Source organism: Streptomyces sp. CRCS-T-1, from assembly GCF_024442335.1.
Lineage (GTDB): Bacteria > Actinomycetota > Actinomycetes > Streptomycetales > Streptomycetaceae > Streptomyces > Streptomyces koelreuteriae.
Genome location: NZ_CP101651.1, coordinates 7574390 through 7586783 on the forward strand (window position 1 = coordinate 7574390; position 12394 = coordinate 7586783).

Genomic DNA, 12394 nt, shown 5'->3' on the forward strand with positions numbered 1-12394 from the left:
TCAGCCCTTCCTCGCGCCGAGACCGGCCGCCCACGGGTAGTACAGATAGGCCTGGGAGGCGGGCGCCCCGGTGAGCCGGCTGTTCAGCACCAGCACCGAGGGCACCTGGGCGACGGGGATCCAGACCGCCGCGTCCGTGAACCGCTTCTGCACGTCGATCGCGAGGGCGGCACGCTGCGCGTCGTCCAGCGTGGACAGCGCCTGGTGCACCTTCTTGTCGTAGGCGGCGTCCTTGAAGCCGATCCAGTTGTTGGAGGAGTCGGACAGACCGTTGTCGTAGAAGCCCATCGGGTCGGACTTGGAGATGTACCAGTCGCCCACCAGGACGTCGATGCCGGTGCGGGCCTGCGGGTCGCTGTAGAACTCCTCGAACTGGGTCGTCGGCACCGTCTTGATCTCGCCCTTGAGCCCGATGCGCTGGAGGGCGGCGCGCAGGGCGTTGGCGACGACGGTGCGGCCCTGGCTGGCGTCGGTGCCGATGACGATCGGGGCCGACGGCGCGCCGGCCTCCTTCACGAGCTTCTTGGCCTCGGCGATGTCGTCCGCGTCGGGCGATGCGGGCGCGCCCGCCGCCAACTGCTTCTGCGCGGCGGCGAACTCCGGCTTCGCGTAGCCCCAGGCGCCGGAACCGACCGGGCTCGCCCACGGCTGCACCAGACCGCCGTAGCCGGACTTGGCGATGCCCGCGCGGTCCAGGGTGAGGGAGACGGCGCGTCGGACGCGCGGGTCCTTCAGACCGCCGCGTTCGGTGGGGATGAGGTCGAGGGTGGCGGTGGAGGGGCCGTAGTACTGGCTGAGTCCCTTGGCGTCGCGCAGCGCGGAGGCGGTGTTGGGCGACTCGGCGAAGGTGCCGTCGGCGGCTCCGGTCTTCAGGGCGTTGACCAGGGCGCTGTCGGAGGCCCAGCGGAAGACGACCTCCTTGGTCAGCGGCCGCTCGCCCCAGTAGCCGTCGTAGGCGCGGATGGTGATCGAGTCACCGGACTTCCAGCCCGTCAGCTCGTACGGGCCCGAGCAGGCGTCGCCCTGGCCCGGGGTGCCGAACTCCTTGCCCGCCTTCTCCACCTGCTCCTTGTTCCAGACGATGCCGGCGTCGCCCGCGAGGGCCTTGGTGAACAGTGCGTCGGGCTGCTTGAAGCGGACGGTGATCTCGTCGGCGCCCGTCTTCGTCATGGTGGAGACGTTGGTGAACTCGTCGCTCTGCTCCATGTCCGGGTCGGCGTGCCGCTTCAGGCTCCACAGGACGTCGTCGGCGGTGAGCTTCGAGCCGTCGTGGAAGGTGACACCGGAGCGGATCTTCAGCACGAGGGTCTTGCCGTCGGGCGTCGTCGCCTTCTCGGCGAGGAACGGCTTCACAGTCATGTCGGGCTGGAGCTGGTAGAGCCGCTCACAGACGTTGGTGAGGACGACTCGGCCGGCGCTGGAGCCCTGGCTGTCGAGGTCGAGGGAGTCGGGCTCGTCCTCCAGCAGCCAGTTCACCTTCGCGACCGGGCCCTGGGCGGCGGGCGTGGTCGGGGTGAGCTTCAGCCGCGCGGCGTCGACCGGGCTGCCGCCGGTCGTGGCGGTGTCGGCTCCGCTGCATCCGACGGCGGTGAGGAGACCGGTGACGACCAGGCCGCAGGTCACGGTCCCGCGTGAGTTTCTGTTCATCGGCGTTTCTCTTTCAGCTGGTGCGGCGGACCGGGGAGCCGTCGGGGCCGTCGTAGAGGTTCCAGGGAAGGTGCTGGTAGTCGCGGTCGCAAGGGGTGCCCGCTGTGACGTGGTAGTCGCCGGTGGTCAGGTCCACGCAGGAGGAGACGAGTGTGGCCCAGTGCTCCACGGCGGGCCTGCGGGTGTCGGGGTGCGTGCACAGCGACTCAGGCAGGCCGAGGTGGTCGGAGAGGGCCTGCTTGATCAGCTTGCGGGACTCGTCGGGGCCGGTGGATCCGCGCAGCGCCCTCAGGCCCTCCTCGGCGCGGGGGACGCGGACCAGCGAGTCGGGGGAGAGGGGACGGTAGTCGGCGGCGATGGCCGCGGGGACGCCCGCCTGGTAGTGGTTGCCGTGCACCAGCAGGCCGTCGGTCGGATACATCCAGCCGTAGCCCGCGGGCGTCGTCTCCAGGTCGACGGCGAAGCCCTCGCGGCAGGTCAGCAGTGCGTTGGAGGCGATATGGGCCCGGGTGCGGCACAGCACGTCGAGGGCGTCGGTGATCGCGTGCTGGTCGAGGACGCTGCGGCGGACGACGGTCTGCGGCAGGCCGACCGCGTCGTCGAAGCGTCCGCCGAGCCCGTTGGCGTTGAGGGCGATCCCGGCGGAGTTCGCGCCCTGGCGGCCGATCTGTCCCGCCTCGACCTGCATGATCAGGGTCGGCGCGGGCGGCTGCACGATCCGCAGCATGACGACCGTGCCGGCGGCCGCGGCCCGCCAGTCCCAGTTCTGGCCCGCCCAGACGTGCCCGTCGCCGCTGGCGGGTCCGTAGGCGGCGAAGGAGGTGCAGCCCTCGGCGGGCTCCTCCTCGACGACGGCTGCGTCCGTGCCCGAGTCCGTCTCCATGGCCGCGAACGACCGGTCGTAGAGCACCTCGCCGCGTGCGTTGAGGGCGAGCACGTCCAGCAGTGAGACCCCGGCGCCCTCGGCGGTGCCGCGCATCTCCTCCAGCAGGTGCGGGGCGTAGGAGGCGACCGGCTCCTGCCAGCGGGCGGCGCGGGCGGTGACCTGCTCCCAGGTCAGTCCGGCGGAGTGGCCGAAGGCCTCCTCGTAGTAGGCGAGCGCGGTGTGCAGCCGGTCGCGGACGGCCTCGCCGTACTGGCGTCCGCGCTCGAGAGGAGTGCCGGAGATCTCGACGAGAGGGAGGGACGGGGATGCAGGGGGTGCCATTGTTCTCCTCGCAGTGGAGGGCTGTCCGCCGCACCGACGTGCTGTAACGTCGATTACGAAAACCGCTCCTCTTGGAATGCGTTGTCCAGGAGAGTAACGGCCGACACGAGGAAGTCAATGCCTGTAACGGAGATTTCAGAGCCCGGGGATCTGGGAGAGGGCGTGGCCCGCCTCCGCGCGGCCGTCCGCGACCACTGGGAGTCCCTGTCCGCCTCCGAGCGCGCGGTCGCCCAGTACCTGGCGAGCGCTCCCGTCGAGCAGATGCTGTTCGCCAGCGCCCAGGAACTGGGCACGGCCAGCGGCACCAGCAACGCCACCGTCGTCCGCGCACTGCAGCGCCTCGGCTACGGGGGACTCCCCGCCCTCAAGCGCGAGCTGGCCACCGGCTTCACCGCGGCGGTGGCGCCCGAGGTGCGGCTGAAGCAGCGCATCGCCCACGTCGGGCGGGACCTCGACGGCATCTGGGGCGATGTGCTCGACGAGGCCCAGGAACGGATCGAGCAGACCCGGCGGCTGACCGGCCAGGAGTCGCTCCGCGCGGCGGTCGCGGCGCTGGCGGACGCGGGGGAGGTGCACTGCTTCGGCATCGCCGCCTCCGAGGCGGCCGCCCGGCACCTGGCCCTCGCGCTCGGCCGTATCGGCCGCCGCTCCCGGTTCCTCGACGCGACCGGCTTCGCCCTCGCCGACCATCTGCTCGGCCTGCGCCAGGGCGACGCCGTGGTGATCTTCCAGCCCGGACGCGCCCTCACCGAGCTGACCGTCCTCGTCGAACGCGCCCGCGCGGTCGGGGCACGCGTCGTGCTCGTCACCGACGAGTTGGGCGAGGAGTTCGGCGACCGCGTCGACGCCGTCCTCACCGCCCCGCACACCCCGACCGGCATCACCTCCGAGGCACTCACCGCGCTCGTCGTCGCCGATGTCCTGCTGCTGGCCCTGACCACCCTGGACGAGGAGAGAGCGGTGGACACCTCGCACCAACTGACCGTCCTGCGCGAGCAACTGCTGTCACCGAAGGGCAACCGCAGAGGCTGACGGTGATCGAGTGGTGAGGTCCAGGAGGCGGGCGTACCGTCGAACGGTGGACACCGCAGGCAGCAGCCCGCAGCCGGCTTCACCACAGGCGGCCACCACCAAGGACACCGGTGGTGGCGGAAACGCGATGGCGCTGCTCGTCATCGCCTCCTGCCAGCTGATGGTGGTCCTCGACATCACCATCGTGAACATCGCGCTGCCGCACATCCAGAGCTCGCTGGAGTTCTCCACCACCAGCCTGTCCTGGGTGGTCAACGCCTACACCCTCACCTTCGGCGGTCTGCTGCTGCTCGGCGGCCGGGCCGGCGACATCCTGGGACGGCGGCGCGTCTTCATCTTCGGCGTGCTGCTCTTCGTACTGGCCTCTCTGCTCGGCGGGTTCGCCCAGAACGCCGGCCAACTCCTCGGGGCACGCGCCCTCCAGGGCGTCGGCGGCGCCATCGCCTCCCCGACGTCCCTCGCCCTGATCAGCACCACCTTCCGCGAAGGGCCCGAACGCAACCGCGCCTTCGGCGTCTTCGCCGCGGTCTCCGCCGGCGGCGGCGCGATCGGCCTGCTCGCCGGCGGCATGCTCGTGGAGTGGCTCAACTGGCGGTGGGTGCTCTTCGTCAACGTGCCCATCGGCCTGCTCATCGTGCTCGCCACGCCCCGCTACATCCGGGAGTCCGAACGCCACCCCGGACGCTTCGACATCGCCGGAGCGCTCACCTCCACCGCAGGCATGGTGCTGCTCGTCTACGGCTTCATCAGAGCCGCGCAGGACGGCTGGCGGGACCCGCTCACCGTGGCCTCGTTCATCGGCGCGGTCGTCGTCCTGGCGGCCTTCATCCTGATCGAGCGGCGCTCCAGACAGCCCATCACGCCCCTGCACATGTTCGCCGACCGCAACCGCGCGGGCACCTACGGCATCATGCTGTGCCTCGCCGCCGCGATCTTCGGCATGTTCTTCTTCCTGACCCTCTTCGTGCAGAACGTGCTGGGCTTCAGCCCGCTCGCGGCCGGACTCGCCTTCCTGCCGGTCAGCGCGGTCATCGCCGTCGGCGCCGGACTGGCCTCGCGGTTCCTGCCCGTCTACGGCCCCAAGCCCTTCATGGTGGTGGGCGCGATCCTGGCGGCGGTGGGCCTCGCCTGGCTCACCCTGACCGATGTGCACTCCACGTACGCGGGCAGTGTCCTCGGTCCGATGCTCGTCTTCAGCCTCGGCATGGGCATGGAGTTCGTGTCGCTGACCCTCATGGCCCTGTCCAACGTGGCCACCCCGGAGACCGGCGCCGCCTCCGGCCTCCTCAACGCCACCCAGCAGGTCGGCGGCTCGCTCGGCCTGTCCATCCTGGTCACGATGTACGGCACGGCCAGCACCAACGAGGCCGAGAAGCAGATCCCGGCCTTCCTCCGGCAGGCGACCCCGGCCGAGCGCCTGCGCTTCGAACAGACCGGGCAACTGCCCAAACCCTGGTCCGACGAGATCCTCACCGCCGGCGTCTCGGCCGCCTTCATCATGGCGGCGATCTTCACCGCCGTCGCCGCGCTGATCGCCCTGATCGTCATCCAGGTCCGCCCCTCCGACCTGGAACGCCTCAAGGGAGGGGCGGGCCCGGGCCCGATGTGAGACCCACCTCCAGCGCGAGCAGGCTGCTGTACGGGTCGACGGCGTTCCTGGTCCTGACCTTCACCGTGGTGCCGGTGAGGCCGGTCCGCAGGTAGGCGCCGGTCCGGTTCGGACACCGAGCCGTCACCGGACGCGGCCTGGACGGGCGAGCTGCCCGCCCAGGACAGGCGCCAGGGATGCGGTGGAATGGTTCAGCATCAAGTGGTCTGTGGCGTAGGTAAGTTGCGGAAACGGTGATTGGCTGCGACCGAGCCGGTGTCGACCTCGTACGGCCGGGTGGCGGGTGCCTCCGGCGCTTCCCTCGGGTGAATCTGGGGCCGCCCGCGCCCGAAACGCCGCCCGCGCGGAACCCTCACAGGGTGAGCGAAGGAGGAGAGCTGCCGCGCCGACTGGGACGAGTGCTGCGCGACGGGCTGGGCGTCCGCCGCGCCCTGCACCGGCGCCGGCTGATGAGGCAGGGCTACGACCGGACCAGGACCTGGCGGGTCCGCAAGAGCGGCGGGTACGTGACGCTGCTGGTGCTGACGTTCCTGGGCGCCCTGCTCCTACTGTTCCTGGCCGTCACCGCCCTCGTCACCCTGCCGCAGGAGAGGAGCTTCGAATCGCCCGTCAGGTGGGTGGACAGGCAATGCAAACCCGACGGCTTCAGCTGTACCGTCCTGCAGTCCCTGTTCATGCCGTTCCTCACCCTTGCCCTGGCCACCGTCACCTACCTGTTCTTCCGATTCAGCTCCGTGCGCCGCGCCTACCTGAGGAAGGCGCGCCGGGAGCCTCACGAACTGGTGGAGACCGCGGGCGGCATCTTCGGCCGGGTCGTCGGCCGCGACCAGCTCTGCGCGGTCCTCATGGAAGACCTGCGGGACCGCCGATTCCGCCGTACACACGTCATCGTCGGGGGCATCGGGACCGGCAAGACGGCTCTGGTCGTGCTGCTGACGCAGCGGCTCGCCGAGCACGGGGCGGTGCCCGTGCCGCTGCGACTGCGCGCCGCCGACAAGAACCTCGACTTCCGCGAGCTGGCCTTCGAACGCTTCTGTCGGGAAGTGCAGGGCCACATCCGCTCCGGCGCCGAGGCGGAGAAAGTGTGGCGGCGGCTGTGCCAGCAGGGACGGATCGTGGTGCTCGCGGACGGCCTGGACGAGGCGCTGACCGCCGCGGACCTGGAGGAGGAACGCGACACCATCATCCGCCTGGCCATCCGCCGCGCCAACGAGGAGGGCATGCCGCTGATCATCACCTCCCGGCCGCACGACTCACTGCGCGGTATGGAGGCCTCCCTGACCGAGCTGGAGCCACTGAGCGAGGAGGCCGCCCTCACCTACATCTCCTCCGGGGGCGCCGGGGAGGACCGGCAGCGGCTGGACTGGATCGTCGAAAGGGCCGGTATCGCGGAGGCACCCACCTACTTGGAGATCGCGGCCGAACTGCACGAACAGGGACTGCTGGAGCGCGCCCTCGGCGGCCCCGCGGAGGAGGAGGCCGTGGAGACGCGGGGCGGCGACCGGGCGTCCCTGAGGTTCCACCTGTTCGAGACCTGGCTCAGCGCCCTCATCAGCGGCCGCTTCCAGCCGCACCTGCCGCTCTCCCCGGAGGAACGACGCTCGACCGTCCACTACCTGTGCGCACTGGCATGTGTCGGACTGGCCCTCGACACCTCCGAGGTACGGTTCGCCGACGTCGTCGACGAGCAGGACCCGGCCCGCTCCCGCTATCCCGAGATCGTCCGGGAGCTGGCGAGCAGGGTGGGCGACAGCGGCATCGACCTGCGGCTCGCCGCCCACTGGGGCGCCCGCATGGAGCTCGTCGAACTCGGCGGGGACCGCGTCCGCTTCCAGCACAGCGTGATCCAGTCCCAGCTGGGGGCCCGTTTCCTCAACGCGGTGATCCACCCGGACGTCCCGGCGGAGCCGACAGAGGGCTGGTTCTTCCCGGCTGCCCTGCGCAGGCCGGGCCGCGAACTGCTGATCGCCATGGTGCTGCACTCCCGGTTGCCCGACGGCGCCTGCGTCCACGAGGAGCCGGGAACGGCCGACCCGGACGAGACTGCGTGGTGCCCGGTGAGCGCCGCCCGGGACCTGCTGTTGGAGGCCGCCTGTCAGGCGCAGATGGTCAGGAACTCCGACCAGGACAGTGGCGACAAGCAGGCGGCCCGCCTCCTCTTCGGCCGCACCCTGCACAGCAAGGCTCTGGAGCTGTACGCGGCCGCCCTGGAGATCGACAGCGTCGACGCCGAGCCGAAGCAGCACGACATCGCCGGGCGGCTGTGCGCGTCCTGGCCGGATCTGCGAGCCCGCGACCCGCACACCCTGCGCACCACGAAGACCCTGCTCGTGGACCGGCTCGGGGAGGCCATGCGGGGGGTCGCGCAGCGCCAGACCCTTCGGCCCGCCTACCTGGAACTGTTCGACATCGCCCGTCTCGAACCCTCCTACTCGGTCCGGCTGGCCATCGCCCAGGAGATCGGCGCCGGCGGGGATCTCGCCTTTGCCGCGCTTCAGCGAGGGCTGCGCGCTCCGCAGGCGGTCAAGGGGCCGCCGGTCGAGCGGGAGCCCGGCTGGCGGCAGAAGCAGGGCGACGAGGAGCAGCGGGAGCTGGCCACGGAGCAGAGGGCCCGACAGCACCGGCGGAGCGAGGGACAGGTGGCGCGTCTGAAGCGGGAGCTGAAGGAGCGTGAGACGGAGCGGCGCCAGGAGCGCAGACGGGAACGCGAGGGCCGCGAGATCGAGGAACGGCGGTGGCGGGACAACACCCTGTGCGCGTGGCTGATCCCGCTGCTCGTGGGTTCCGTCACCACCCACCGGCACCAGAACACCCCCTACGCGTTCCTGGAAGGCTGGGTACGGCGCGTGGGCATCCCTGCGGACAGCACCGGCACGTCCTCCGGACTCGACCTCAACGTGGAGGTGGCGCTGGCCCAGGGCTTCAAGTTCGCGGCGAACCGCCGGCACCGCCATCCGCACGCCCGGCCCGAAGCCCGTGAGTACCTGAGCGAGCAGGCGTGGTACATGCTCAAGCGCACCCGGTTCTGGTTCACCCGCCTGACGCTGCTGCACGCGCTGACTCTGTGGGATCTGCCCGACGGGGCCACGGCCGGCTTTCCCTCCCGTGGTCACGGGGCCAACCCCGCCCAGCAGGTCCGCCAGTGGCTGGCCCGGCCGGACGGCGAGCCGGAGCACCCGTTCGTGACGGCGGCCGGGAAACTGTGCGTCTGGGCCCTGGAGACCCGGCAGCCGACCCGGTTCCTGTGGATCGACGAGTCCGGCGTCGCCGCCCACGTGGGCTCCCAGACGACCTCGGGCGAGGCACGCAAGCACAATCTGTGGATCCCGCCGTCCACGGGCTGGAGCGCCCTGCACCCGAGCGCACAACAGCTCCTCGCCGACGTTCTGCTGCTCCTGAACCTTGCAGAACGGGGCGACTGGCCCACCGACCGCATCCGGCGCCTTCAGCACACCGCTCGGCCCGATCTGCCACCCTGCCTCACCCTGGACCGCACCCCGCTCGACCCGGGCCGTACCGCCGTCCGCAAGGCATCCTCCCAGGCGGGCTCCAACTGCCGCGACGACTGCGCCTTCGCACTGTGCCCCTACCCGCCCAAGGACCTCGACGGCCAGCGGGCGGAACTGGGCGAGGCATTCTGCCGCGCCCAGTCCACCCTCCTGACCCGCTCGCGCTTCCCCCTCCATCCCAGGGCCTCGTGGCAACGCCGCACGAATCTGACGGAGCTACGGCGGTTCTGGGAGTCGATGGGGCATCGAGCACAGCACGATCCGCGGACGCGCTGAGACCCGCCCCCGGGCTCGCTACCGCCCCGGCCGGGCGCGGTTCTCCAGGGCGTCGGCGAGGCCCGCCGGGTCCGTGCCGAGTTTGCGGTACACGGAGGACAGCAGGTGGCGTACGCCCTGTTCGGTGATTCGCAGGTCCTTCGCGACCACCGTTGCCGGGTGGCCCTGGGCTGTCTTCTCGGCGGCGCGGCGTTCCGGGCCCGTCAGTATGTCCGTCTGCGGGTAGCGCAGGGGCAGCGGGCGCAGGCCCGCGGCGGAGAGTTCCCGCCTGGCCCGGTCGGCCAGTCCCTCGGCACCGCAGTGCACCGCTCCCTCCAGGCCCTGGTAGAGCCGGTCGGCGGCGTCGTGCAGCCGGCCGTTGCGGACGAGCGCGGCGCCATGGCTCACCAGGGCGTGGGCCAGTTCGTACGCGGCGGGCGACCGCTCCAGATGATCGACGGCCTGTGTGTGCAGATCGAGCCCCGCCTGCCCGCCCGTGACCTCCGCCTGGACCCGCAGCGCCTGGCCGATCGCCGACGCCGCGCCGAAGTCCCGGGCTCGCTTGGTGGCGTCCTCGGCGTGCAGCACCGCCTGGTCGGGAGCGGTGCGGGCGAGTGCCGAGGCCAGCCCGAGCTGCCAGGGGCACCAGGAGGGGTTGTGCCAATCCCGTCCCTCCAGCCAGTTCCCGACCCTGGCCAACAGGCGTGCCGCCTCGGAGAGCCGGCCCTCGGCCAGGAGCAGTTCGGCGTAGACCGTGCGCGGGTCGGGGAAGATGACGGCGTTGGGGACGACGTCGCCGTAGTGGTAGCTGTCGGCGAGCCGGCGCGCGTCGGTGGTCCGCCCGCGCGCCAGCAGGATCTGGATGAGGATGCCGATGGCGAACCACTGCGCGGGCACCGCTCCCTCGACGCGCTCGGCCGTGTCCAGCCCGGCCCGCACCAGTTCCTCGGCCTCCGGGAGGCAGCCCCGGCGGTAGCGGATGTAGCCCAGCAGCGTCTGGCCCTGCGCCAGATGGGAGCCCCGCCACCCCCGGTGCTCGCACTCGGCCATCCCCTCGGCGAAGAGTTCCTCGGCCCGCCGCGGCTGGTCGCAGTACATGAACAGCAGGGCGACCGCCGCGGGCACCTCGAAGCCGCGGTTCTCGTCGGTCCAGCTCATCCCTCCGCTCAGCGCCTCCTCGGCAAACCCGAGGGCGCTTTGCCGCGGCTCGCCGCGCACCAGGGCGTCCCACGCCCGCAGACCGAGGATGTAGCGCTCCTCCAGGCCCCGTCCGGTCAGCATTCCGGCCAGCTTCGCCAGCCTGCGCGAGCGGGCGGAGGAGTCCGGCTCGTCGGCGCGGAAGGCGCTCCAGACGAAGTGATCCGCCTGCATGCGCAGTCGGACGCGCGGATTGGTGGCGCGCCGCGCCTCGTCGGCGGCCACGGTCGCGGCCTCGGTCAGCCGGTCGGTGTGGGCCAGCGCCTGCGTCAGCAGATAGACCATGGAGGCGCGCAGGTCCGGCTCGATTCCGGGTTCCTTCAGCGCCTCCCGGAGGTGGCTCACCGTGGCCGTGGGCTCGATCAGGAAGGTCGAGGAGGCCAGTTCGTGCAGCAGGGCGGCGCGGTCCGCGGCGGGCGGCGGTTCCCGCAACGCCCGGGTCAGCACCCGCCGGGCGGCCTCCGGGGCCCCGGCGCGGAGGTACTCCCGCGCGGCGGCGCGCAGGCACGCGACCGTCTCGGGCCGGGCGTCGCAGGGCACCTCCAGCAGGTGACGGGCGGCGGCGGTGGGGCTGGACTCGACCGTCCGGGCGGCGTTGGCGGCCGCGTCGTGCATGCCGACGCGCAGGCCCGAGGGGATGTCGCGGTAGACCGTCGTGGCGATCAGCGGATGGACGAACTCCAGCGCGCCCGCGGCCTCGTAGGCGTCCCTGAGGATGCGGCAGGCGCGCAGCTTCTCGGTCGCCTCCATGGCCTCCGCGCTGCCGACCACCGCGAGATCGGCGGCGGCCTCCGCTTCGAAGGGCCCGCCCAGGACGGCGCCGGCCCACGCGAAGCGGACCGTGCTCGGCCCGAGCCGCTTGAGCCGCTCGATCAGGCCCGGGCCCTTGACCGCCGCGGCGAGGTCCCGCATCACGGGCACCTCGTCCCGGGTTCCCCGCAGCCGCCGCTCGCGGAGCCTGATGGCCAGTTCGACGGTCTCGAAGGGGCTGCCGTTGGTGACCGTCCAGCACGCGCCGCAGAACTCGTCCTCGGCTTCCTCGCCCACTTCCTCCCTGATGATCCGCGCGACACCGGCCTCGCCGAGCGGGGACAGGACGTGCGGGCGCTGCTCATGGCGTTCGACGAGCGTGCGGAACGAGGGTGCGTCGGAGGGGAGTTCGTCCGGCCGGTAGCCCGCGACGACCAGGAGCGGAAGGTCCGCGACCCGGGGCGCGAACGACGCGAGCCAGTCGAGGGATTCGGCGTCGGCCCAGTGCAGGTCGTCCAAGAGCAGAACGACGGGGGAGTTCAGCATCGTCAGGCGCGTCATGACCCAGTCGAGGCCGTCGCGCACTCCGGTCGGGTCCGGCATCCGGGCGGTGTCCGTCGCCTCGAGACCGAGCGCGGCGCCGACGATGTCGTACCAACTGCCCAGGAAATCCCGGCGCTCCGGCCCGCTCATCTGGGCCAGGACGGGCTGCATGACCTGACGGACGACACGGAACGCCAGCCCCTGCTCGTTCTCGCCGCCCTTGCCCGAGAACACCGTGAACCCCTGTGCGGCGGCGCGGGCGCGCGCCGCCGCGATCAGTGTCGTCTTGCCCAGCCCGGCCTCACCCGTGAAGGCGAGCAGCCCGCCGCGCGGTACCCGGGGCACGCCGTCCACGGTGTCCCGGAGTCCCGCCAGTGCGTGATCGATGGCCTGGAGTTCCTCGTCGCGTTCGAGGAGAGGCCGGTGTTCGGTGATCGGTTGCCGCAGCCCATGGGCCATGTGATCTACCGCTTCCTGTCGTTGCTCCCCGCCGGACGGGGCGAGCGTACGCCCGGAAACAGGTCGTTTGGCCCGGACGTAATAGGAGGTAGACAGGGTGAGTGAATTTCCGGCGGTAGTGCTTTGAGTGCCCACCTTTCGGGGTAGCGTGGTCCGTTTCCGCCCCTTTCGGGGTTCCTGCGGGGG

At 71.6% G+C, this 12394-nt stretch carries 6 protein-coding genes; 3 read left to right on the top strand and 3 right to left on the bottom strand.

Going from position 1 to position 12394, the window contains the following annotated elements; all coding sequences use genetic code 11:
- Together NNW99_RS34335 and NNW99_RS34340 are read right to left on the bottom strand one after the other, a co-directional pair.
- A complete protein-coding gene (locus NNW99_RS34335; protein ID WP_215123054.1) occupies window positions 1–1647 on the bottom strand; it encodes an ABC transporter substrate-binding protein in 1647 nt (548 codons plus the stop codon).
- Window positions 1648–1660: 13 nt separating this feature from the next.
- The gene (locus tag NNW99_RS34340; protein WP_215123055.1) at window positions 1661–2854 is read right to left on the bottom strand and encodes a C45 family peptidase; all 1194 of its coding nucleotides are present in this window, start codon (window positions 2852–2854) and stop codon (window positions 1661–1663) included.
- 117 nt (window positions 2855–2971) lie between these two features.
- On the opposite strand from NNW99_RS34340, the gene NNW99_RS34345 reads away from it, so the two are divergent.
- The 3 genes from NNW99_RS34345 (at window position 2972) to NNW99_RS34355 (ending at window position 9280) form a co-directional block, all read left to right on the top strand.
- Window positions 2972–3886 carry a MurR/RpiR family transcriptional regulator gene (locus NNW99_RS34345; protein WP_215123056.1) on the top strand — a complete coding sequence of 305 codons (915 nt, stop codon included), beginning with the start codon at window positions 2972–2974 and terminating at the stop codon, window positions 3884–3886.
- A 127-nt stretch (window positions 3887–4013) separates the two neighbouring features.
- Window positions 4014–5495, top strand: a complete 1482-nt coding sequence (locus NNW99_RS34350; protein WP_215124552.1) for an MFS transporter — start codon at window positions 4014–4016, stop codon at window positions 5493–5495.
- Between the two features lie 359 nt (window positions 5496–5854).
- Entirely contained in the window at window positions 5855–9280 is a 3426-nt protein-coding gene (locus tag NNW99_RS34355; RefSeq protein ID WP_251058003.1) for an NACHT domain-containing protein, read from the top strand.
- 18 nt (window positions 9281–9298) lie between these two features.
- Here NNW99_RS34355 and NNW99_RS34360 read toward each other — a convergent pair whose 3' ends face one another.
- Entirely contained in the window at window positions 9299–12208 is a 2910-nt protein-coding gene (locus NNW99_RS34360; protein WP_215123057.1) for an AAA family ATPase, read from the bottom strand.
- Between the last annotated feature and the right edge of the window lie 186 nt (window positions 12209–12394).